This is a genomic window from Streptomyces sp. NBC_01016 (genome assembly GCF_026341035.1).
GTDB lineage: Bacteria > Actinomycetota > Actinomycetes > Streptomycetales > Streptomycetaceae > Streptomyces.
The window spans coordinates 2,842,971-2,865,967 of record NZ_JAPEOQ010000001.1 but is presented as its reverse complement, the minus strand read 5'-3'; the positions used below and the strand labels follow the sequence as shown (position 1 = coordinate 2,865,967).

Sequence of the window (22,997 nt, the reverse complement as noted above, 5' to 3'; positions counted from 1 at the left end):
TTCTTACGGTGTTGCCTGCTCGACGCGGTGGCGCAGGGCCGCCGTGTCGAACGGTCCAGGGGCCCGATAAGCCCTCTGAAACGCCCGGCGGCGGACCGCCAGGTCAAGACAGGCCAGGGCGGGATGCACGTACGCACCCCGGCCGGGCAGCGTACCGCGATCATCGGGGACGCATTGGCCCTCGATCACCACGATCCGCAGCAGTTCGCTCTTGGCCGCTCGCTCCCGGCATCCCACGCAGGTTCGCTCAGGGCATGCGCGGGCATGCGTCCGACCAGACACGGTTAAGTCTACCTCCCCGTATCGACCTCACCCCTTTGGGGCAAAGATCGAACGGTTGGCTCGTCACATACTGTCGTGGTCCAAGCGCCGAGCGCTCGGATTTATTCCCCTTCGGGAGCACCCTCGGGGGCGTCGGCCTGCTCGGTGTCCGGGCGGATGTCGATGCGCCAGCCGGTGAGCCGGGCCGCGAGCCGGGCGTTCTGCCCCTCCTTGCCGATGGCAAGGGAGAGCTGGTAGTCGGGCACCGTCACGCGGGCCGAGCGGGCCGCGAGGTCCACGATCTCGACCTTGGAGACACGGGCCGGGGACAGCGCGTTGGCCACCATCTCGGCCGGGTCGTCGGACCAGTCGACGATGTCGATCTTCTCGCCGTTGAGCTCGCCCATGACATTGCGCACACGGCCGCCCATCGGGCCGATGCAGGCGCCCTTGGCGTTGAGCCCGCTCCGGGTGGAGCGCACGGCGATCTTCGAACGGTGCCCGGCCTCGCGGGCGATGGCGCAGATCTCGACGCTGCCGTCGGCGATCTCCGGCACCTCGAGCGAGAAGAGCTTCTTCACGAGGTTCGGGTGCGTACGGGACAGGGTCACGGAGGGGCCGCGGACGCCCTTGGCGACGCGCACGACGTACGAGCGCAGCCGCAGGCCGTGCGGGTACTCCTCGCCGGGAACCTGCTCCTGCACCGGCAGGATGGCTTCCAGCTTGCCGATGTCGACCAGCACGTTCTTCGGGTCGCGGCCCTGCTGGACCTGGCCCATCACGATGTCGCCCTCGCGGCCCGCGTACTCGCCGAGCGTCGCGTCGTCCTCGGCGTCGCGCAGCCGCTGCAGGATGACCTGCTTCGCGGTGGTGGCGGCGATCCGGCCGAAGTCGGAGGGGGTGTCGTCGAACTCCTTGGGCTCCTGGCCCTCTTCGAGGTCCGACGGGTCCTCCTTCGCCCAGACCGTGACGTGGCCGCTCTCGCGGTCGAGCCGCACGCGCGCGTGGCGGAAGCTTCCGTCGGTGCGGTGGTAGGCGATGAGGAGAGCCGACTCGATCGCTTCTACCAGCAGATCGAAGGAGATCTCCTTCTCCCGGACCAGCCCACGCAGGGCACTCATGTCGATGTCCACGGCTACGCCTCCTCTTCGTTGTCGTTGTCGTCGGCGTCGTTCTTGTTCTTGCGGTTGAACTCGACCTGGACCCGCGCCTTGGCGATGTCCGCGAAGTCGAGCCTTCGGGAGGTCGGCTTGCGCCCCTTCACTCCCGGTACTTCCAGGTCGAGGCCGTCGTCGTCGACCTTGATGATGCGCGCGACCAGCTCGGATTCGTCGTTCAGCTGGAACTTCACGAGGCGGTCCGTCGCGCGGACGTAGTGACGGTGCTCGGTGAGGGGGCGCTCGGCGCCGGGCGTTCCGACCTCGAGTTCGTACTCGCCCTCGCCCATGGCGTCGGTCTCGTCGAGCTTCGCCGAGAGCGCGCGGCTCACATCGGCGATCACGTCCAGGTCGGCGCCCTCGTCGGAGTCGACGACGACGCGCAGCACACGCTTGCGTCCGACCGAGGCCACTTCGATCTCTTCGAGTTCGAGCCCCTGTGAGGTGACGAGCGGTTCCAGTAGTTCCCGCAGCCTCTCGTTCTGGGTGGTGCTCATCCGGGTGACTCCTCGGCCGCGTGTGCTGTTGTGGTTACTGACTTTCCTTGCGCGTCAGCTCAAAGGGTATCCGGTCCAGGGGGGTGTTGCCGTCCACCCGTGCGAGGGCGACGGTACGGTGATCACCGCCACTCCCCCTCGGTCGGACCTGATCAGTTCCGATCAAGTAGCCGCCTCCCTGAAAGCACCCTCTCCTCCCGCCTCTTCGCCCCTGAGGACGCCTGCCGTGCCGCTGCCCCCTCTCGCCCGCTCCGGGCCACGTCGTAGGACTCTGCTCGCCTCGCTGGCCGGGGCCGCGCTGCTGACCGGCTGCTCGGACGCCGAAGGCGGCGCCGACGGTGGCAGCGGGGCGCCCGCCGCGGCACAGGAGAAGCGGCTGCGGACGCAGGCGGCGCGGGAGAGCTCGGACCTCCTCGGCCAGTACGACCGGGCGGTGTCGGCCCGTCCGGCGCTCGCGGAGCGGCTGAACCCGCTGCGGGCCGAGGTCGAGCGGCACCTGAAGGCGTTCGGCGGGGCCCGTCGGCCTTCGGGCGCCGCGGCGCCCCCGGGCGGTAAGTCGGCCGCGGCGCCGGCCTCCGAGAAGGACATCCTCAAGGCGCTCTCGGTGGCCGAGCAGCGGCTCTCGGACCGCCGGATGTCCGCGCTCGTGGACGCCCCCGGTGAGCTGGCACGGCTGCTCGCGTCGGTGGCGGCGGCCGGGGCAGGGCACGCGTATCTGCTGTCGGAGGACGGACGGAAATGAGCTCGGACAACAGCGAGAACGAGCTGCTCGGGGCGGTGCAGGCGGCGCTGCGCGCCGAGCACGCGGCGGTGTACGGCTACGGGGTGGTCGGCGGCCGGATCGGCGAGGACCGCAGGGGCCGGGCCAGGGACGCGTACGACGCGCATCGCGCCCGCCGCGACGAACTGCGGCGCACGGTGCGCGACTTGGGCGGCAATCCCGAGGAGTCCGCGGGAGCGTACGCGCTGCCGTTCCCGGTGCCCGACTCGTCGGCGGCGGCTCGGCTCGCCGCGGACATCGAGAGCAGGGTCGCGGGCGTCTACTCGGATCTCGTACGGGCGGCGAGCGGGGAGCGGCGCCGGAGCGCGGCCGACGCGCTCCGTGAGGCGGCGGTCCGTGCCGTGCGCTGGGGCGGCGGCAGCGTAGCCTTCCCTGGGCTCTCCGAACGGGCCGCGGCGCCGTCCGCGTCGTCGCCCCCGCCGGAGGACCCCAGCACATAGGCAGACTTGGGAAGGAAATCCCCGCGCATGGCATCCCCGCCCATGGCATTCGAACCGCCTTCGCGTCTTGTGAACGCGCTCGGCGAGGTGCGTGACGACGGGGCGTCGGCGTGGCTCGACCGGGTCGGCACGCTGCTCGACGAGGCGGCGGAGCGGCGCGATGTGACGGTGGAGCGGGTGCATGTGCCCGGGGGCCGCAGCAGCCTGGTCGCCCACGTCCGCAGGGCGGACGGCTCACCGGCGATCCTCAAGCTGGCGCCCGAGCGGTTCCGCCCGGAGGCCGAGCGCGCGGCGCTCACACACTGGGACGGCTTCGGCGCGGTGCGCCTGCTGGACCCGGGCGTGAACGACGGCGCACTCCTCCTCGAACGCCTCCACCCGGAGATCTCCGTCCGTACGCTGCCGGAGGCGAAGGCGCTCCTGGAAGCGGCGGGCACGCTTCGGCGCCTGTGGGTGGACCCGCCCGAGGGGCGCAACTGCGAGACCGTTCCGGAGCGCACGGGCCGCCAGGCGGTCGGTATGCGGGCGACGGTGGACTCCTTCCCCGACGTGGCTCCCCTGATCGACGCGGCCCTCGAAAGGCGGGACGAGCTCGTCTCCTCGCCTCCCGAACTCCGTTTGCTGCACGGTACGTTCCGACAGTCCAAGGTGCTGTCCGGGGAGCGGATGCCGTGGCTGGCGGTCGGCCCCGACCCGGTCGTCGGCGAGACCGCCTTCGACCTGGCGCGCCTGGTCCGCGACCGCGTGGAGGACCTCATCGGCTCCCCCTCGGGTCCGGCCATCACCCGCCGCCGGGTGAAGAAGCTCGCGGAGTCCCTGGAGGTCGACCAGGACCGCCTGCGCGGCTGGACCCTCTTCCGCGCGGTGGAATCGGGCGCGCGGGCACTGCGCGTGGGGCGGCACCAGGACGGCGAGAACCTGTTGGAGTTCGCGGGCTGGCTGTGACGTCGCGGCGGAGCCGTGTGACGTGGGGCCGAGCCGCTTTCCAGCGTTGGCTGGGGTAGCCGGCCGACCGCCCCCACGCCACGGGGCTCCGCCCCGGACCCCGCGCCTCAATCGCCGGCGGGGCTTGAAAGATCGGGGCTCGGCCCCGGGTCCGGCGCCTCAAACGCCGGAGGGGCTGAATTTGCCGCCCCGGCCCCGCTGCTCAAGCGCCGCAGGGGCCTGAATTGTCCTGCCGTCCCCGGCCCCGCTGCTGATGGCAGCGGGGCCGGGGACCGGGTGTGCTTATGCCGTGAGGCGGGCGACGGCCTCGGCGACCGTCAGTTCCTCGCGTTCGCCGGTGCGGCGGTCCTTCAGTTCTACGACGCCGTCGGCGCTGCGGCGGCCCGCGACCAGGATCTTCGGGACGCCGATCAGCTCGGAGTCGGTGAACTTCACGCCGGGCGAGATGCCGGGGCGGTCGTCGACCAGGACTCGGACGCCCGCGGCCGCGAGCTTGTCGGAGACCTCCAGGGCCAGTTCGGTCTGGAGGGCCTTGCCCGCCGCCACCACGTGCACGTCGGCGGGGGCGATCTCCTCCGGCCAGATCAGGCCCTTGTCGTCGGCGTGCTGCTCGGCGAGCGCCGCGACGGCACGCGAGACCCCGATGCCGTACGAGCCCATGGTCACGCGGACCGGCTTGCCGTTCTGGCCGAGGACGTCGAGCTGGAACGCGTCGGCGTACTTGCGGCCGAGCTGGAAGATGTGGCCGATCTCGATGGCGCGGTCCAGCTTGAGGCCGGTGCCGCAGTTGGGGCACGGGTCGCCTTCCTGGACGACGACCACGTCGACGTACTCGGAGACCTCGAAGTCACGGCCCGCGACGACGTTCTTCGCGTGCACGCCGTTCTTGTTGGCGCCGGTGATCCACGCCGTGCCGGGGGCGACCCGCGGGTCGGCGATGTACGTGACCTTCTCCAGGCCCTGCGGGCCAACGTAGCCACGTACCAGGTCGTCGCGGCCCTCGAAGTCCTCGGCGGTGACCAGCTCGACGGCGGCCGGGGCGAAGTGCGCCTCGACCTTGCCCATGTCGACCTCGCGGTCCCCGGGGACGCCGACGGCGACGATCTCGCCGTCGACCTTGACGAGGAGGTTCTTGAGGGTCGCCGAGGCCGGGACCTGCATGTACGCGGCGAGCGTCTCGATCGTGGGGGTGTCGGGGGTCGGGGTCTCCTCCAGGGCGGGCACGCCCTCCGCGTCGACCGTCTGCACGGCGAAGCCGACCGCCTCGGTGTTCGCCGCGTAGTCGCAGTGCGGGCAGTCCGCGAAGGTGTCCTCGCCGGCCGCGGCCGGGGCCAGGAACTCCTCCGACTTCGAGCCGCCCATGGCGCCGGCGGTCGCGGCGCAGATCCGGTAGTCGAGGCCGAGGCGCTCGAAGATGCGCTGGTACGCGGCGCGGTGCAGGCCGTACGACTCGGCGAGGCCCTCGTCGGAGAGGTCGAAGGAGTACGAGTCCTTCATCTGGAACTCGCGGCCGCGCAGGATGCCGGCGCGGGGGCGGGCCTCGTCGCGGTACTTGGTCTGGATCTGGTAGAGGATCACCGGCAGGTCCTTGTAGGACGTGCACTGGTCCTTGACCAGCTGGGTGAAGATCTCCTCGTGGGTCGGGCCGAGCAGGTAGTCGCCGCCCCTGCGGTCCTGGAGGCGGAACAGCTCGGCGCCGTACTCCTCCCAGCGCCCCGTCGCCTCGTACGGCTCCTTGGGGAGCAGGGCGGGCAGGAGGACCTCCTGGCCGCCGATGGCGTCCATCTCCTCGCGGATGACGCGCTCGACGTTCGCGTAGACCCGTCGGCCGAGCGGCAGCCAGGACCAGACACCGGCGGCGGTGCGGCGCACGAAACCGGCGCGGACCAGCAGCTTGTGGCTGAGGACTTCGGCGTCCGCCGGGTCGTCGCGCAGTGTCTTCACCATCAACCGGGACATGCGCTGGACCTGGACCTTGGCCATGATTCTTGACTCCTGCGACGAAAGGGTGATGTCAGGAGGTTAGCCGGGGCCCGGGTGCGGCCGGAAATCGGTTCTCAGGGCATGCGCCTGAGGGGCAGCGGCGCGCCCATCACGGCGTACGGCCTGGGGGCGCTCGGGAACAGCACCTGGCGGGCCAGATCCTCGTAGCCGAGCGAGTGGTAGAGGCCGCGGGCCGGGCTGTCGATGTCGATCGCGGAGAGGATCGAGCGGGGCTCGGTGGCGCCGGCGGTGATCGTCGTGATGAGGGTGCGGCCGGTGCCGCGGTTCTGGTAGCCGGGGTGCACGTGCAACTCCGTGATCACGAAGGAGTCGTCGAGCCAGCGGTCCTCGTCGCGGGCGCGCAGATACGGCTCGACGACGGTGGACCACCAGTGGGTGCGGTCGTTCGGCATCCCGTAGACGAAGCCGACGAGTCGGCCGGTTTCGGTCGTCGCGCCGAGGGAGCGGGCCCCCGGGTAGGTGATGTGCCGCAGCACGATCTGGCGGCGTACGGCGATCTCGTCGTCGCTGAGTCCGAACGCGTACGCCTGCACGGCGAGCGCCTCGTCGACACGGGTGCGCAGGTCCAGGGGGCCGATGGTGACGGCGCGGTCGTCCGTGCGGTTCCGGTGCGGCATGCGGGGAGGGTACCCCGGTGCGGCGGTCGGTTGTGCGGGTGGCCGGGGCGGGGCCCTCCGTATCGCGGCGCGGCACCGGGGGCCCGCCCTGCCGTGGTCGACGTCGTCCCCACCATTACGCGGCACCGGGTGCCGTGGTCGGCGCCTCCCGTCCTGGTTGCGCCGCACCGGGGTGCCGCCTTGCCCACCCTGCCGCCCAAGGCGGCAGATTGCCCAAGGCGGTCGGGGTCGCCGCAAACGGTGGGGAGCCGTGGCTGGCGGCGGATCGGCCAAGGCAGCGGCGGCACCCCGTCGGGCCGACGCCCCCGGAGGGGGCGGGTGGGTGGGAGATGGGCGGGTGGACGGGAGATGGGCCGGAGCCGGGCGATTGCCTGCGGGTAGGCAAATCAAGCCCCGCTCTGGGACGAGACTCGCGGGGTTCGGGGCAGAGCCCCGTGGCGTAGGAACGGCCAGGACCCGCGCGGAGCCCCGTGCTGTGGGAACGGCCACGCCCCGCGCGGAGCCCCGTGTCCGTAACGCCGGTTCGGCAAAACCAGCCCCGCCGGCGATTGAGGCGCGGGGCCCGGGGCAGAGCCCCGAGGCGTAGGAACGGCCAGGACCCGGGCGGAGCCCCGTGGCGTGGGGGCAGGCGGGCGTCAGTCGGCCGTGGGGAGCCTTGGAACGCTTGACAGTAGGCGGCGCGTGTACGCGTGGTCCGGGGCGCCCAGGACCGTCGGCGTGGGGCCGGACTCGACCACCCGGCCCCGTTCCAGCACGGCAGTGCGTTCGCACAACGCGGCCACCACCGACAGGTCGTGGGAGACCATCACGATCGTCAGGCCCGCCGTCTCCTTCAGCTCGGCCAGCAGGTCGACGACCTTGACCCGCGTCGTGACGTCGAGCGCGGAGACCGGTTCGTCGGCGAGGAGGACCCGCGGGTCGCACACCGTGGCCCGCGCGATGGCGATGCGCTGCCGCTGCCCACCGGAGAACTCGTGCGGGTACCGCTCCCCCGCGTCGGCCGGAAGCCCCACCCGTTCGAGGGCGTGCGCGACCTTCCGGTCCGCCTCCTCCCCCGTCGCGACGCCGAGCGACCGCAGCGGCTCGGCCACGATCCGCCGCACCCGCTGCCGCGGGTCCAACGAGGCGTACGGGTCCTGGAAGACGCACTGCACGCCGCGCCGGAACGCCTTCATCTGCGTACGGTCGCGCAGCCGCAGCTCGTCCCCGTCGAAGCGGACCGTCCCGGACGTGGGGCGGGCGAGCCCGAGCAGCATGCGCAGCAGCGTCGTCTTGCCCGCACCCGACTCACCGACGAGCGCCAGGCTCCGCCCCGTCTCCACCGCCACCGACACGTCCGTGACGACGGGAGCGGGGGCGCCCCGGTACGCGTACGAGACCCCCTCCAGTTCCAGCACAGGGGTGCTCATCGCACGCCTCCCAGGTCGAGCGCGGACTCCAGTTGCCGCGCGCTGTCCACCAGCGCCTTCGTGTACGCCTCGCGCGGGGCCCGTACGACGTCGGCCACCGCGCCCGACTCGACCGCGCGGCCGTCCTTCATCACCAGGACGCGATCCGTCACCTTCGACACGACCGCCAGGTCGTGGCTGACGAACAGCACCGCCATGCCGCGCTCGCGCACCAGGCCGTCGATCAGTTCCAGCATCTCCGCCTGCACGGTCACGTCCAGCGCCGTCGTCGGCTCGTCGGCGATGAGCAGTGCCGGGTCGCAGGCGAGCGCCATGGCGAGGGCGACGCGCTGACGCTGGCCGCCGGAGATCTCGTGCGGGAAGGCGCGGGCGATGCGGGCCGGGTCGGGAAGGCGTACCTGTTCGAGGAGGTCCGTCACCGCCGACTTCAGCGCGGCGCCCTTCAACTGCCGCCGTCTGCGCAGGGGTTCGGCGATCTGCTTGCCGACCCGCATCAGCGGGTCGAGCGCCGTGAGCGGCTCCTGGAAGACGACGGCCGCGCTCCGGCCGCGTACGCCCACGAGGGTCTTCTCGCTCGCACCGACGATCTGCGTGCCGGCCAGTTCCACGCTTCCCGTCACCGTCATGCCCGCGGGCAGCAGCCCGAGGACGGCCAGGGTCGTCAGGGACTTTCCCGAGCCGGATTCGCCGATCAGGCCCAGGCGTTCGCCGCGCGCGACCTCGAAGCCGAGACCGGACACCAGCTCACGCCCGTCTCCCGTACGGACCGTGAGTCCGTCCACGGAAAGCAACGGTTCACTCATGCCGCCGCCCTCTCCTTCCGCGCCGTCGGGTCGAGAACGTCCCGCAGCCCGTCCGCGACCAGGTTGACGCCGATCACCAGCAGGACGAGCAGCACGCCCGGCGCCAGCGCGCCCGCCGGTGCCGTCGTGAACGTCGCCTGCGCCTCCTGGAGCATCCGGCCCCACGAGGCGTTCGGCGGCGGCGCCCCGAGGCCGAGGTACGAGAGCCCCGCCTCCGCGAGCACCGCGAGGCCGAACTGGAGCGCCAGGTTCACCGCGAGCGTCGGCCAGATGTTGGGCAGGACGTGGCCCGCGACGATCCGCGGCCACGAGGTGCCCGACGTGCGGGACGCCGTGATGTAGTCCTGCGCCAGCACTCGCTTGACCAGGATCCGGGTCAGCCGCGCCACGACCGCGCTCTGCGCGAGGCCGATCGCGAGGATCGCCGAGCCGAGCGTCGCCGACCGCGCCGCGACGATCAGCATCGCGAGCAGCAGCGTCGGGAACGCGATGAGGATGTCGAGCAGCGCGGAGAGCGTGTCGTCGAACCAGCCCTGCGCGAACGCCGCGAGGAGCCCGAGCGTCACGCCGAGCAGCGCCGCGACGGCGACCGAGCCGAGCCCGGCCTGGAGTGCGATCCGCGAACCCGTCATGAGCTGCGTGAACAGGTCGCGTCCCAGCTTGTCGGTGCCGAGCAGATGCCCGCCGCCGGGACCGGCGAGCCGGCCGCCGGACGTGTCCTCACTGTCGTACGGCAGCCAGAACAGGGAGACGAGCGCGAGCAGTACGACGAGGCCCGCGAAGACGGCCCCCGTCCACAGCGTCACGGAAGCCCTCCCGGAAGGACGACGCTTCATCGCACCCCACCCCCGGAGAGCCGCCCGCGCAGCCGCGGGTCCACGAGCCGCTGCACGAGGTCCGCCGCGAACCCGATGATCAGCACCCCGAACGTCGACACGAACAGCACGCCCTGGATCACCGGGTAGTCGTGCTGCGCGATCCCCGTCGCGAGCATGGAGCCGAGCCCCGGCAGCGCGAACACGGACTCGACGACGACCGCGCCGAGCAGCGTGGACGCCAGCTCGATGCCGAGGATGGAGATGACGGGCACGGACGCGTTGCGCAGCCCGTGCCGCCACATGGCCCGTCCGAACGACGAGCCGAGCGCCCGCGCCGTGCGCAGGTACTCGCTGTCGAGGACGTCGAGCGTCGCGGAGCGTACGTAGCGGATGAGGGACGCCGACATCACGAGCGCCACCGTCACCACCGGCAGCACCAGTGACTGCACGGCCTCGGCCGGGGTGTCCCATCCGTCCTGCGGGAAGCCGCCGGACGGCAGCCAGCCCGCGTTCAGCGCGAACACGGCGATGAGGATCATGCCGAGCCAGAACACCGGGACGGCGATGCCGAGTTGGGAGACGCCGCTGAGCAGCGCCCCGTACCAGGTCCGTCGCTTGTACGCGGCCAGGAAGCCTGCCGGTACGGCGACGAGCACGGCGAGCACGAACGCGGAGAGCGTCAGCGGCACCGTCACGTTCAGGCGCTGCGACACCTCCGGGCCGACCGGCAGCGAGGACACGAAGGACGTGCCGAGGTCACCGCTCGCCAACTGGCCGATCCAGTGCGTGAACTGCTCGGGCAGCGGCTTGTCGGAGCCGATGGAGTGCCGGGCCGCGGCGATCTGCTCCGGCGAGGCGCCCACCGAGGTGAGCGCGTTCGCCGGGTCGCCGGGCAGCATCCGAAGCAGCACGAACAGCACGACGGACGCGAGGACGAGGGAGACCAGCAGGAACACCAGTCTCCGCAGGAGGTATCTCAGCATGGCCGGTCGGTCAGCTGCTCTTCTTGATGTCGTACGCGAAGAACTGCGAGTTCAGGCCGTTGAGCGGGTAGCCCGACAGCTTCGTGTTCGCGACGACGATCTGCGGATACAGGTAGAGCCAGTCGCTGGCCGCGTCCTCTGCGGTCTTGCGGTTGACCTTCTTGAGGATCTCGGTCTGCTCGGACGTCGAGGACGCCTGCTCGGCCTTCTCGACCCAGTCCTGGACCTGCTTGTCGTCATAGCCCCAGTAGAAGTCGGGGTCGCCGTACCAGACGAGGTCGCGGTCGTTGACGTGCTCCTGGAGCGTGGCCGTGAAGTCGTGGTTCTTGTAGACCTTCGTGTACCACTCGTCGGGCGTGATCGTGTTGATCTTGACGGTGATGCCGACCTTGGCGAGCTGCGACTTGATGAAGGTCGCGGCCGTGGGGTGCGGGTCGTAGTTCGGGGTGTCGAGCGTGAAGCTGAACCCCTTGGCGTGACCCGCCTCCTTGAGGAGCTTCTTGGCCTTCGCGACGTCGTGCGCGTTGACGTCCGTCAGGTCCTCGTACCAGGGGTCGGTGGGCACCGCCATCGACCCGATCTGCTTGCCGTAGCCGCCCCAGACGGATTCGAGGAGCTTCTTGTCGTCGATGGCGGCCGAGACGGCCTGGCGCACCTTGACGTCCGTGAAGGGCTTGGCCTTGTCGTTGAAGGCGAGGAGTAGCTTGGTGGTGGAGTTGCCGTCGTTGACCTTGTAGTTCTGGTCGGACTTGAACTGGTCGAGGGCGTCCGGGGACTGCTCGCTGGTGACGACGTCGACGGCGTTGGTCTGGAGCGCGTTGTTGAGGGCGGTCGCGTCCTTGTAGTAGTGGAAGACGGCCTGCTTGTTCTTGGCGGCCGTGCCCCAGTAGCCCGCGAACCGGTCGAGGCTGAGCGCGGAGCCGCGCGTCCACTTCTTCAGCTGGTACGGGCCGGTGCCGTCTTCCGTGATCTTCAGGTTCTCGGCGTCGGCGTTGATGATCCAGACGTAACTGAGGTTGTAGACGAAGGAGATCGACTTCTTGGACAGCGTGACCTTGACGGTCTTCGCGTCCGGGGTCGTGACGTCCTTCATGACCTCGAGGTTCGACTTCCGCGCGGACTGCGAGTCCTTCGCGATCACCTTCTCCAGGCTGTACTTGACGTCCTCGCTGGTCAGCTTCTTGCCGCTGTGGAACTTGACGCCGTCGCGGAGGGTGAAGGTGTAGGTGAGGCCGTCGTCGGAGACCTTGTAGTCGTCGGCGAGGAGCTTCTCGACCTTGCCCTTGTCGGTGAGCTTGAACAGCCCCTCGTAGACGTTGCCGTTGAGGGCCTCGGTGACGCCCTGGCCGCCGCCCGCGGTGTTGTCGAGGTTCTGCGGCTCGTAGAGGGAGCCGATGTTGACCGTGGCGTCCTTGTCGTACGCGCCGCTGCCGGAGGCCGAGTTGGAGCCGCCGCCGCAGGCCGCGAGCGTGACGGCGAGGGCGACGGTGAGCACGCCGGCGGACAGGGGTCTCTTGGGGAAGCGCATGAGGGGGCCTTACGTGAAGGGATGCGGGGGGATCGATCAGTGAGCGGTGCCGGCGGCGCCGTCGCGGAAGACCGGGAGCTTCTCGCCCGCCTCGACGGGCAGGTGGAGCCGGTTCTGCCGCGGCGGCATCGGACAGTTGTACTGATCGGAGAAGCCGCACGGGGGTACGAAGGCCCGGTTGAAGTCGAGGCGCACACGGCCCTCGCCGGTGTGCTCCACGAAGAGGAAGCGGCCCGCACCGTAGGTGCTGTCGCCGTTGGTGGGGTCGCCGAAGACGAGGAGGAGGGTGCCGTCGTCGTCGAACGCGGAGAGCGTGTAGTCGGTGCCGTCGACGGTCAGGGCGATGTCGCCGGGGACGACCTTCTCGCGGGTGCCGCCGTTGTCCCGCAGGTGCTCGAAGGCGACGGTGCGGGCGCCCTCGACGGGCGTGTACGTGGCGTCGAGGACCCAGGACGGGTCGTACGCGAAGGCGTCGACGTCTTCGAAGCCCTGGATCGCCGGGGAGTTCGCGTCCCAGAACCGCAGGCCGTGCTCGGGGGCACCGGTGACCATGTCGGTGCGCTCCAGGGCCGTCACGGTGACGGTGCCGGGCTGTCCCGCGCGGGCGGCGTCGAGGTCGGGGGTCTCGCCGGCCGGGAGCCAGCGGGTCTCGACGAGCGCGAGGTTGCCCGTGGGGGCGGTGAGGGAGCGGCGCCGGTCGGCACGCCATTCCTGCCAGGCGGCCATGCCGGAACCGGGAGCGGACATCGTGAGGCACCTACAGTCAGTGAAGCTTGAACCAAAGCAAAGCAGTACCTTTATGGTCCATAAGACTTACTAATGTCAATGCGCACGAAAGAGATGAGACGGGCAACACAGCCCGCTCACCAGGGAATTTTCGGGTTGCCTCTGGAAGGTGCCTAGAACAGCACGCTCATGAACGCCCCGACCTCTTCGAATCCCACGCGCCGGTACGCGGCACGGGCCGGGGTGTTGAAGTCGTTGACGTAGAGGCTGACCACGGGGGCCACGTCGGCGAGGGCGTAGCGCAGGACCGCCGCCATGCCGGGCGCCGCGAGGCCCATGCCCCGGTACTCGGGGGCCACCCACACGCCCTGGATCTGGCAGACCTGGTCGGTCGCGGCGCCGATCTCCGCCTTGAACGCGACCTTGCCGTTCTCGTCGAGGCGGGCGAACGAGCGGCCCATGCCGACCAGTTCGGCCACCCGCGCCTGGTACAGCAGACCGCCGTCACCGGCCATCGGGGAGACGCCGACCTCCTCGGTGAACATCGCCACGCACGCCGGCATGATCGTGTCCATCTCGTCCTTGCGGACGCGGCGGATGTACGGGTCGGGGGTGACGTCCGTGGGCATCCGGTCGGTCACCATCAGCGGCTGCTGGGCGCGGATCTCGCGGGCCGGGCCCCAGCCCGGTTCGAGCAGCTGCCACAGGCGGGCGGTGGGCTCCGCCGGGCCGACGATGGAGGAGCAGCGGCGGCCCGCCCGCCGGGCGCGGTCGGCGAAGCCGCGGACGGCGCGGTCGGTCGCGCAGATCGGGACGAGGTTGGCGCCCGCGTAGCACAGGGACTCCAGCATCCCGTCCTCGTACCAGCCCCACATCTCGCCGCCGAGCCGCCACGGGTCGAGGCCCGCGGCACGGACCCGGGCCGTGACGAAGGCGTTCGCGACGGGCTCGCGGTCGAGGACGGCGAGCGCGGCGTCGAGGTCACTCGGTTCGAGCACCCGAGTGGTGGTCTGAGTCAACACGTGCGGAGGGGCCTCACCAGATGGGCTACTGATCTCCGCACTGTACCTGGCGCTCCGCGGGTGTGGCGGGTCGACGTTTCGGCCCCCTTTGCTTCGGGGCCTCCCGCGTGGGGCGTGTCCCTTGTGCCGTTACGTCGGCGGGTGCGGTTTCGTAGGTGGTTTGCGCAGTTCCCCGCGCCCCTTTCAGGGGCGCGGGGAACTGCGCGAACGGGACCAACGACGGGACCGGGAGCCGCCGACGCGACTGCGTACCCCGCTCGTGGACGCGCAAAGGCCCGCCCACCCGGGACGGGCAGCGCGGGCCTGGTTGCGACGGGGTCAGCCGGCGACGGACACCGACGGTTCGCCGGAGGCGATGCCGTCCTTCTCCATCTGCTCGGCGATCTTCATCGCCTCGTCGATGAGCGTCTCGACGATCTTCGACTCGGGCACCGTCTTGATGACCTCGCCCTTGACGAAGATCTGGCCCTTGCCGTTGCCGGAGGCGACACCGAGGTCGGCCTCACGCGCCTCGCCCGGCCCGTTCACGACGCAGCCCATGACGGCCACGCGCAGCGGGACCTCCATGCCGTCGAGGCCGGCCGTGACCTCCTCGGCGAGCTTGTAGACGTCGACCTGGGCGCGGCCGCAGGACGGGCAGGAGACGATCTCCAGGCGGCGGGGCTTGAGGCCGAGGGACTCCAGGATCTGGTTGCCGACCTTGATCTCCTCGACCGGCGGGGCGGACAGGGAGACGCGGATCGTGTCACCGATGCCCTCGGAGAGCAGCGCGCCGAAGGCGACCGCCGACTTGATCGTGCCCTGGAACGCCGGGCCCGCCTCGGTCACACCGAGGTGCAGCGGGTAGTCGCACTGCGCGGCGAGCTGCCGGTACGCGTTGACCATGACCACCGGGTCGTTGTGCTTCACGGAGATCTTGATGTCGCGGAAGCCGTGCTCCTCGAAGAGGCCCGCCTCCCAGAGCGCGGACTCGGCGAGCGCCTCGGGGGTCGCCTTGCCGTACTTCTGCAGCAGGCGCTTGTCGAGGGAGCCCGCGTTCACGCCGATCCGGATCGGCGTGCCGTGGTCGTTCGCCGCTTGGGCGATCTCCTTGACCTTGTCGTCGAACTGCTTGATGTTGCCCGGGTTCACCCGGACCGCGGCGCAGCCGGCCTCGATGGCCGCGAAGACGTACTTCGGCTGGAAGTGGATGTCCGCGATCACCGGGATCTGCGACTTCCGGGCGATGACGGACAGCGCGTCGGCGTCGTCCTGCGTGGGGCAGGCGACGCGGACGATCTGGCAGCCGGACGCCGTCAGCTCGGCGATCTGCTGCAGGGTCGCGCCGATGTCGGAGGTGCGCGTCGTGGTCATGGACTGCACCGACACGGGCGCGTCTCCGCCGACCGCCACGGTGCCGACCTGAATCTGGCGGCTCTTGCGCCGCTCGGCGAGCTTGGTCGGTACCGACGGAATGCCGAGAGAAATCGCAGTCATCTGCTGTGCAACCCCAAGGTGTGGATCGAGTCCAGAGGCTTCCGAGATTACGTCACCGGCGCGTGCCCGAGCACATCGCGCCCCCTCAAACCCTCATAAAGAGGGACTGCCCGGCACTCAGGGTGCCGGGCAGTCCCGAACAGCGGGCCACCGGCGCGTGTCCGGCGTCTGATCAGGAGATTTTCACCGGGTTCACCACGTCCGCGATCAGCACGAGGATGGTGAAACAGACGAATACACCGGCCACCACGTACGCCACCGGCATGAGCTTCGCCACGTCGAACGGGCCCGGGTCGGGGCGCCGGAACACCTTCGCGAGGTTCCTGCGCAGCGCCTCCCACAGGGCGCCCGCGATGTGCCCGCCGTCGAGCGGCAGCAGCGGCAGCATGTTGAAGAGGAAGAGCGACAGGTTGAAGCCCGCCACCAGCATCAATGCCATGGCCAGTTGTTGGGTGGGCGGGATGTCGAGGGTGAAGATCTCGCCGCCGACCCGGGCCGCGCCGACCACGCCCATCGGCGAGTCCTGCTCGCGCGGGCCGTCGCCGAACGCCGCGTCCCAGAGGGCGGGGATCTTCGCGGGCAGCGCGATGATGGAGTCCACCGCGTCGCCGACCCGGTCGGACATCCAGGTCACGGAGGAGCCGAAGTCCTGGCGTACGACGCCGGTGGCGGCGGTGAAGCCGAGGAAGCCCGCGTTGACGTAGCCGTCGGTGATCTGGCCGCTGGCGTCCTTCTTCGGCACCTGGTTCGTGGCGATCTTCGCGGTCAGCGTCTTCTGCTGTCCGTCGCGCTCGACGACGACCGGGACCGTGTTGCCCGCGTTCTCGCGGATCTCGTCGGACAGGGCGTTCCACTCGTCCGTCGTGACCCCGTTGAAGGACACGATCTTGTCCTTCGGTTGCAGGCCCGCCGCCTTCGCCGGGGACTCCGGGTCGGAGGCCTTGCAGCTGTCGCGGTTGGCGCTGGCCTGGATGACGCAGGACGAGACCGAGGAGACGACGTTGGTCTGCTGGGTGACGCCGAAGCCCATCAGGACCGTGAGGAACAGGCCGATCGCAAGGATCAGGTTCATGAACGGTCCGGCGAACATGACGATGACGCGCTTCCACGGCTTGCGCGTGTAGAAGAGCCGGGTCTCGTCACCGGGCTGCAGCTCCTCGAAGGCCGCGGCGCGCGCGTCCTCCACCATGGAGCGGAACGGCGAGGTCGAGCGGGACTCGATCTTGCCGTCGGCGCCCGGCGGGAACATGCCGATCATGCGGATGTAGCCGCCGAGCGGGATGGCCTTGACGCCGTACTCGGTGTCGCCCTTCTTCCGCGAGAAGATCGTGGGCCCGAAGCCGACCATGTACTGCGGGACTCGGATGCCGAAGATCTTCGCCGTGGACAGGTGGCCCAGCTCGTGCCAGGCGATGGAGAAGAGCAGGCCCACCGCGAAGATGACTACGCCGAGGATCATCATCAAGGTCGTCATGCACGAGCCTCCGCGGCTGCCTTGTCCATTGCGGTCAGTTCACGGGCCCGGGCGCGCGCCCAGGTCTCCGCTTCGAGGACGTCCGCGACGGTGAGGGAAGTTCCCGATCCCGGTGTGCCACGCCTCTCAGAGATGCAGTCCTCGACGACCTTCGTCACGGTCTCCATGATCCCGTTGTACGGAAGGGCGCCCTTCAAGAACGCGTCCACGCACTCCTCGTTGGCGGCATTGAACACCGCCGGGGCCGTGCCCGCGAGCTCCCCCACATGACGGGCGAGCCCCACGGCCGGAAACGCCTCGTTGTCGAGCGGGAAGAACTCCCAGCTGGAGGCCTTCGTCCAGTCGAACGCGGGGGCCGCGTCGGGGATCCGCTCGGGCCAGCCGATGCCGACGGCGATGGGGCCGCGCATGTCGGGCGGGGTCGCCTGGGCGAGCGTCGAGCCGTCGACGAACTCGACCATGGAGTGCACGTAGGACTGCGGGTGCACGACCACTTCGATGCGGTCGAAGGGGATGTCGTAGAGGAGATGGGCCTCGATGACCTCCAGGCCCTTGTTCACCAGGGTCGAGGAGTTGATGGTGATGACCGGGCCCATCGCCCAGGTGGGGTGCGCGAGCGCGTCGTCCACGGTGACGTTCGCGAGGTCCGCCTTCGTACGGCCGCGGAACGGGCCGCCGGACGCGGTGACGACGAGCTTGCGGACGTCGGCGCGGGTGCCGCCGGCGAGAGCCTGGAAGAGCGCGGCGTGCTCGGAGTCGACCGGGATGATCTGGCCGGGCTTGGCGATGCCCTTCACCAGCGGGCCGCCGACGATCAGCGACTCCTTGTTGGCGAGAGCGAGGGTGCGGCCCGCCTGGAGCGCGGCGAGCGTCGGGGCCAGGCCGATGGAGCCGGTGATGCCGTTGAGCACGGTGTGGCAGTCGCCGCGTCCCGCGATCTCGGTGGCGGCGTCGGGGCCCGCGAGGATCTCGGGCAGCTTCTCCCCCGGCCCGTACTGGCTGCTCAGCGCCTCGCGCAGCGCGGGCACGACGTCCTCGCGGGCCACGGCCACGGTGCGTACGCGCAGCCGGTGCGCCTGCTCGGCGAGCAGTTCGACGCGGCCGCCCGCGGCGCTGAGCGCGGTGACGCGGAACCGGTCGGGATTGCGCAGGACGAGGTCGACGGCCTGCGTGCCGATGGAGCCCGTGGAGCCCAGGACGACGACGTCCCGGGGGGCGTCGGCCGGGGCCGGGTCGAAGACGAGGTGCGGGTCCGCGAGGGGGGATGGGCTGTCGCTCATCCCCCCATTCTTGCGTGAACTCCCTGTGCGTCCGACACGGGATGGCAGAAGGACGTAAAGGATCAGGCGTGGAGCGTCAGCGGATCGGCCGGTGCACGTTCTTCCGCTTGCTCGGGCCGGGTGTCGCGTCGGCGATCCAGGGGCCGTCGCCGCTGAGGTCGACGACGCCCTGCTCCAGCCACGTGTACGTACCTCCTATGACGCCCTTGACGACCTTGTGGTCGAGGTCGTCGGTGTTGGTCCACAGCCGGTCGAAGAGTTCGTCGACGCGGATGCGGGACTGGCGGCAGAAGGCGTCGGCGAGCTGGTAGGCCTCGCGTCCGTACGCCTCGGTGGTGCGCAGGAGTTCGGCGCGTACGCAGGCCGCGCTCATGGCGAAGAGTTCGGCGCCGATGTCGACGATCCGGCCGAGGAAGCCCTGCTTCGTCTCCATGCGGCCCTGCCAGCGGGACATGGCGTAGAAGGTGGAGCGGGCGAGTTTGCGGGCGGAGCGTTCCACGAAGCGGAGGTGGGTGGAGAGGTCGGGGTGCCCGGAGGGGTGGAACTCAGCGTACGTACGCGGGAGTTGACCCGGGCCCGCGACCAGTTTCGGGAGCCAGCGGGCATAGAAGCCGCCTGCTTTTGCTCCCGCCTTCGCCTTGTCCGAGAGGGACTTCTCGGGGTCGATGAGGTCGCCCGCGACCGACAGGTGGGCGTCCACGGCCTCGCGCGCGATCAGCAGGTGCATGATCTCGGTCGAGCCCTCGAAGATGCGGTTGATGCGCAGATCGCGCAGGACCTGCTCGGCGGGGACGGCGCGTTCGCCGCGGGCCGCGAGGGATTCGGCCGTCTCGAAGCCGCGGCCGCCGCGGATCTGGACGAGCTCGTCGGCCATCAGGCAGGACATCTCGGAGCCGTAGAGCTTGGCGAGGGCGGCCTCGATACGGATGTCGTTGCGGTCCTCGTCCGCCATCTGCGAGGAGAGGTCGAGGACGGCTTCCAGGGCGAAGGTCGTCGCCGCGATGAAGGAGATCTTCGAGCCGACGGCCTCGTGGAACGCGACCGGCCTGCCCCACTGTTCACGCTCCGCCGACCACTCGCGGGCGATCTTGAGGCACCACTTGCCCGCGCCGACGCACATCGCGGGCAGCGAGAGGCGGCCGGTGTTGAGGGTGGTGAGCGCGATCTTGAGGCCCGCGCCCTCGGAGCCGATGCGGTTCGCCGCGGGGACGCGGACCTGGTGGAAGCGGGTGACGCCGTTCTCCAGGCCGCGCAGGCCCATGAAGGCGTTGCGGTTCTCGACGGTGACGCCCTCGGAGCCCGCCTCGACGACGAACGCGGTGATGCCACCCTTGTGGCCCTCCGACTTCGGTACGCGGGCCATGACGACGAGCAGGTCGGCGACGACTCCGTTCGTCGTCCACAGCTTCACACCGTCGAGGACGTACGTACCGTCGCCGTCGGGGACGGCGGTGGTGGCGAGCCGGGCCGGGTCGGAGCCGACGTCGGGCTCGGTGAGCAGGAACGCCGAGATGTCGGTGCGGGCGCAGCGCGGCAGGAAGGCGTCCTTCTGCTCCTGCGTGCCGAACTGCTTCAAGGGCTGGGGCACGCCGATGGACTGATGCGCGGAGAGCAGCGCGCCGATCGCGGGCGAGGCCGAACCGACCAGGGCGAGCGACTTGTTGTAGTAGACCTGCGTGAGCCCGAGACCGCCGTACTTCGTGTCGATCTTCATGCCGAGCGCGCCGAGCTCCTTGAGCCCGTTGATCGTCTCGTCGGGGATCTGCGCCTCGCGCTCGATGCGGGCCGAGTCGATCTTCGTCTCGCAGAAGTCGCGCAGCTTGGCGAGGAATTCCTCGCCGCGCTGCGCGTCCTCGTCGGCGGGCAGCGGGTGCGGGTGGATGAGGTCGAGCCGGAACCGGCCGAGGAACAGCTCCTTGGCGAAGCTGGGTTTGCGCCAGTCCTGTTCGCGGGCCGCCTCGGCAACCTGGCGTGCCTCCTTTTCGGAGACCTTCGCCCGGTGCTCGGGTGCTGGGGGTGTTGCGGACATGAGGTTCACCTCGCCGCGCGTCGGGTCACCGGCCCGGCTGGTTACCGGTCGGTGCTACTCGATCGTATGTACCCGATAACGGGCATGTCGACCAGCCCCTGCGCACATCCCGTCCGCCGATCAGCCCACGTTCACGGAGTACGCCTCCGTACTGAGCTTCCCCTTCCCCTTGAAGACCTCGGTGCCGGCCTCGATGCCGGAGAGGTACTTGTCGCCGCTCATCAGGCCGCGCGCCACGAGCGCCTGGTTGAAGTCGTCGAGGTCGAGGGTGGCGGAGGTGGTGTTGGCGGTGCGGACGAACGAGTAGACGTTCCAGCCGACGTTGCCCTTGTAGAGGTCCCAGGTGGCGCCGCCGAGGCTGACGGTGGCCTCCTTGGTGCCGAGGGGGCCCGCGCCGCCCTGGCGGTTGAGCCAGATCATGACCTCGTCGGTGGGGCCGTCCTGCCAGTCGGCGTTGTCCTTGGCGTGGAACCACAGGTCGTAGGCGACGTTCATGGTGCCCGGGTCGGCGTTGAGCCCGAACTTCCACGTCGACCTGATGTCCTTCTTGTCGCCGACGCGGGTGGGAAGTCCGGTGGCCGACTTGTCGACCTTCCAGCCCCAGTGCCAGCCCAGGACGCTGGAGACGTAGGACTTCACGTCGTAGTCGTGTCCGGCCGAGTTGTTGGCCCAGTCGTACTCGGTGGCCCACGAAATGGTGTCGCCCGACTGGGAGTTGGACCACATGCACTGCGAACCGGTGGCCTTGTCCTGACCCCACAGGTTGTTGTTGACGTAGTACTTGCCCATCGTCACGGTGGCGTAGGCGTCGCAGAGTTTCGCCGACTCGTCGGCCATGGCGACGCTGACGGTGGCGCCGGTCGCGAGTGCGGTGGCCGCTGCCGCGGCGAGCTTCAGGCGTCGGGAGAGGCGGGGGCGGCGATGCCGGCTGGCGGCCATGAGGGACGTCCTTCCGTTGGGGGCGTTGGACTACGTCCCTCAAGTGGCCGCCGCGCGCGGGGAAGTTGCCTTCGGGCGAAAGGCCGACGGCCGGAGCCCCCGCACAGTGGGCTCCGGCCGTCGTGGTCCGGCGCGCGGACCAGGCGCGCGCCGGGGGTTTTCGGTGTTCTCCTCGCGGAGTGACTACAGCGCGAGGCCCGTCAGGACGAGGACGCGCTCGTACGTGTAGTCGTCCATGGCGAACTTGACGCCCTCGCGGCCCACGCCGGACTGCTTGGCGCCGCCGTACGGCATCTGGTCGGCGCGGTAGGACGGGGCGTCGCCGATGACCACGCCGCCGACCTCGAGCGCGCGGTGGGCGCGGAACGCGGTCTGGAGGTCGTGCGTGAACACACCAGCCTGGAGGCCGTACTTGGAGTCATTGACGGCGGCGAAGGCCTCGGCCTCGCCGTCCACCTTCTTCACCGTGAGGACCGGACCGAAGACCTCCTCGCAGGAGATCGTGACGTCGGCCGGGACGTCGGCGAGGACGGTGGGCGCGTAGGTCGCGCCGTCGCGCTTGCCGCCGGCGAGGAGGGAGGCGCCGGCGTCGACGGCCTCGGTCACCCACGACTCGACGCGCTTCGCGGCGTCCTCGCTGACCAGCGGGCCCACGTCGGTGGCGTCGTCCGCCGGGTCGCCGGTGACCTGCGCCTCGACGGCCGCGACGATCTTCGGCAGGAGCCGGTCGTAGACGCTGGCGTCGGCGATGACGCGCTGCACCGAGATGCAGGACTGGCCGCCCTGGTAGTTGGAGAAGGTGGCGATACGGCTCGCCGCCCAGTCCAGGTCGGCCTCGGAGGCGTAGTCGGCGAGAACGACGGCCGCGCCGTTGCCGCCGAGCTCCAGGGTGCAGTGCTTGCGCGGGACGCTGTCCATGATCGCGTAGCCGACCGGGCCCGAGCCGGTGAAGGAGATGACCGGGAGGCGCTCGTCCTGGACCAGGGCGGGCATGCGGTCGTTGGGGACCGTGAGGACCGACCAGGAACCGGCCGGGAGGTCCGTCTCCGCGAGCAGCTCGCCGAGGATCAGCGAGGAGATCGGGGTGGCCGGGGCCGGCTTGAGGATGATGGGCGCGCCCACCGCGATGGCCGGGGCGACCTTGTGGGCGCTCAGGTTCAGCGGGAAGTTGAACGGGGCGATGCCGAGGACGACGCCCTTCGGGATCCGGCGGGTGATCGCCATGCGGCCCGTGCCGCCCGCGTCGGTGTCGAGGCGCTGGGCCTCACCGCTGTTCCAGCGGCGGGCCTCCTCGGCGGAGAAGCGGAACACGGAGACGGCGCGGCCGACCTCGCCGCGGGCCCACTTGATCGGCTTGCCGTTCTCCGCGGAGATCAGCTGGGCGATCTCCTCGGTGCGCTCGATCAGGCGGTCGGCCACGTGGTTCAGGGCCTTGGCCCGTACGTGGGCGGGGGTCGCGGCGAACTCGTCGACCACGGCGTGGGCGGCGGCGACGGCCTCCTCCACCTGGGCCTCGGTGGGCTCGGCGACGGTGCCGACGAGGCGGCCGTCGTAGGAGTTGTGGACGTCGAACGTCGTGTCACCGGTGGCCTGGCGGCCGGCGAGCCAGAAGGCGTGGGTGGTCATGGGTGCGTGTACCGGCCTCTCCGTGGGTTTGGGGGGTGCGGTGACCACGGTAGGGCGGGTGTGTGGGGTTGCCGTTTGGACGATGCGGCGTAGTCGTGGGTGACGGTTCGCCGAATTGGCGCACGGCAACGTGGTTCCGGCCTCGGGGCTCCGCCCCGGACCCCGCGGGCTCTCGTAACCAG

General features: G+C 70.4%; 21 protein-coding genes. 3 read left to right on the top strand and 18 right to left on the bottom strand.

Annotated elements, in window-relative coordinates; all coding sequences use genetic code 11:
- Positions 1–3: 3 nt before the first annotated feature.
- From OG746_RS13415 to rimP, 3 genes are all read right to left on the bottom strand, one after another.
- Complete coding sequence (locus OG746_RS13415; protein WP_266714798.1) at positions 4–282, bottom strand: YlxR family protein; 279 nt, start codon at positions 280–282, stop codon at positions 4–6.
- Positions 283–383: 101 nt separating this feature from the next.
- On the bottom strand, positions 384–1,394 hold the full coding sequence (gene nusA, locus OG746_RS13410; protein WP_266714796.1) for a transcription termination factor NusA: 1,011 nt from the start codon (positions 1,392–1,394) through the stop codon (positions 384–386).
- Between the two features lie 2 nt (positions 1,395–1,396).
- The gene (gene rimP, locus OG746_RS13405) at positions 1,397–1,915 is read right to left on the bottom strand and encodes a ribosome maturation factor RimP (RefSeq protein WP_266714794.1); all 519 of its coding nucleotides are present in this window, start codon (positions 1,913–1,915) and stop codon (positions 1,397–1,399) included.
- Positions 1,916–2,141: 226 nt separating this feature from the next.
- Between rimP and OG746_RS13400 the strand changes: the two genes are divergently transcribed.
- From OG746_RS13400 to OG746_RS13390, 3 genes are read left to right on the top strand one after another with little or no spacing between them, the layout of a single operon-like run.
- Positions 2,142–2,657: a hypothetical protein gene (locus OG746_RS13400; RefSeq protein ID WP_266714792.1), complete on the top strand. Its 516-nt coding sequence runs from the start codon at positions 2,142–2,144 to the stop codon at positions 2,655–2,657.
- Entirely contained in the window at positions 2,654–3,136 is a 483-nt protein-coding gene (locus tag OG746_RS13395; RefSeq protein WP_266714790.1) for a ferritin-like domain-containing protein, read from the top strand. The genes OG746_RS13400 and OG746_RS13395 overlap by 4 nt, the downstream gene beginning before the upstream one ends.
- 42 nt (positions 3,137–3,178) lie before the next feature.
- Positions 3,179–4,081 carry an aminoglycoside phosphotransferase family protein gene (locus OG746_RS13390; protein WP_266718917.1) on the top strand — a complete coding sequence of 301 codons (903 nt, stop codon included), beginning with the start codon at positions 3,179–3,181 and terminating at the stop codon, positions 4,079–4,081.
- Positions 4,082–4,363: 282 nt separating this feature from the next.
- Here the strand turns inward: OG746_RS13390 and OG746_RS13385 are convergent, their stop codons facing one another.
- The 15 genes from OG746_RS13385 to OG746_RS13315 form a co-directional block, all read right to left on the bottom strand.
- Positions 4,364–6,064 carry a proline--tRNA ligase gene (locus OG746_RS13385; protein ID WP_266714788.1) on the bottom strand — a complete coding sequence of 567 codons (1,701 nt, stop codon included), beginning with the start codon at positions 6,062–6,064 and terminating at the stop codon, positions 4,364–4,366.
- A 74-nt stretch (positions 6,065–6,138) separates the two neighbouring features.
- Positions 6,139–6,702, bottom strand: coding sequence for a GNAT family N-acetyltransferase (locus tag OG746_RS13380; protein ID WP_266714786.1), 564 nt, complete (start codon positions 6,700–6,702; stop codon positions 6,139–6,141).
- A 635-nt stretch (positions 6,703–7,337) separates the two neighbouring features.
- Entirely contained in the window at positions 7,338–8,111 is a 774-nt protein-coding gene (locus OG746_RS13375; RefSeq protein WP_266714784.1) for an ABC transporter ATP-binding protein, read from the bottom strand.
- Positions 8,108–8,914 carry an ATP-binding cassette domain-containing protein gene (locus OG746_RS13370; RefSeq protein WP_266714782.1) on the bottom strand — a complete coding sequence of 269 codons (807 nt, stop codon included), beginning with the start codon at positions 8,912–8,914 and terminating at the stop codon, positions 8,108–8,110. Before OG746_RS13370 ends, OG746_RS13375 begins: the two co-directional genes overlap by 4 nt.
- Complete coding sequence (locus tag OG746_RS13365) at positions 8,911–9,720, bottom strand: ABC transporter permease (protein WP_266714780.1); 810 nt, start codon at positions 9,718–9,720, stop codon at positions 8,911–8,913. The genes OG746_RS13370 and OG746_RS13365 overlap by 4 nt, the downstream gene beginning before the upstream one ends.
- A 26-nt stretch (positions 9,721–9,746) precedes the next feature.
- On the bottom strand, positions 9,747–10,715 hold the full coding sequence (locus OG746_RS13360) for an ABC transporter permease (protein ID WP_266714778.1): 969 nt from the start codon (positions 10,713–10,715) through the stop codon (positions 9,747–9,749).
- Positions 10,716–10,725: 10 nt separating this feature from the next.
- Positions 10,726–12,243, bottom strand: coding sequence for an ABC transporter substrate-binding protein (locus OG746_RS13355; RefSeq protein WP_266714776.1), 1,518 nt, complete (start codon positions 12,241–12,243; stop codon positions 10,726–10,728).
- A gap of 36 nt (positions 12,244–12,279) precedes the next feature.
- A complete protein-coding gene (locus OG746_RS13350; RefSeq protein WP_266714774.1) occupies positions 12,280–12,990 on the bottom strand; it encodes a DUF1684 domain-containing protein in 711 nt (236 codons plus the stop codon).
- Positions 12,991–13,142: 152 nt separating this feature from the next.
- Positions 13,143–13,991, bottom strand: coding sequence for a GNAT family N-acetyltransferase (locus tag OG746_RS13345; protein ID WP_266714772.1), 849 nt, complete (start codon positions 13,989–13,991; stop codon positions 13,143–13,145).
- A gap of 318 nt (positions 13,992–14,309) precedes the next feature.
- Positions 14,310–15,467: a flavodoxin-dependent (E)-4-hydroxy-3-methylbut-2-enyl-diphosphate synthase gene (gene ispG, locus OG746_RS13340; RefSeq protein ID WP_266714770.1), complete on the bottom strand. Its 1,158-nt coding sequence runs from the start codon at positions 15,465–15,467 to the stop codon at positions 14,310–14,312.
- 172 nt (positions 15,468–15,639) lie between these two features.
- Positions 15,640–16,941, bottom strand: coding sequence for a M50 family metallopeptidase (locus tag OG746_RS13335; protein WP_524540406.1), 1,302 nt, complete (start codon positions 16,939–16,941; stop codon positions 15,640–15,642).
- A complete protein-coding gene (dxr, locus tag OG746_RS13330; RefSeq protein ID WP_266714768.1) occupies positions 16,938–18,221 on the bottom strand; it encodes a 1-deoxy-D-xylulose-5-phosphate reductoisomerase in 1,284 nt (427 codons plus the stop codon). The genes OG746_RS13335 and dxr overlap by 4 nt, the downstream gene beginning before the upstream one ends.
- Positions 18,222–18,297: 76 nt before the next feature.
- On the bottom strand, positions 18,298–20,250 hold the full coding sequence (locus tag OG746_RS13325) for an acyl-CoA dehydrogenase family protein (protein ID WP_266714766.1): 1,953 nt from the start codon (positions 20,248–20,250) through the stop codon (positions 18,298–18,300).
- Positions 20,251–20,370: 120 nt separating this feature from the next.
- Positions 20,371–21,189, bottom strand: coding sequence for a GH12 family glycosyl hydrolase domain-containing protein (locus OG746_RS13320; RefSeq protein WP_266714764.1), 819 nt, complete (start codon positions 21,187–21,189; stop codon positions 20,371–20,373).
- 183 nt (positions 21,190–21,372) lie between these two features.
- On the bottom strand, positions 21,373–22,815 hold the full coding sequence (locus tag OG746_RS13315; RefSeq protein WP_266714762.1) for an aldehyde dehydrogenase family protein: 1,443 nt from the start codon (positions 22,813–22,815) through the stop codon (positions 21,373–21,375).
- Between the last annotated feature and the right edge of the window lie 182 nt (positions 22,816–22,997).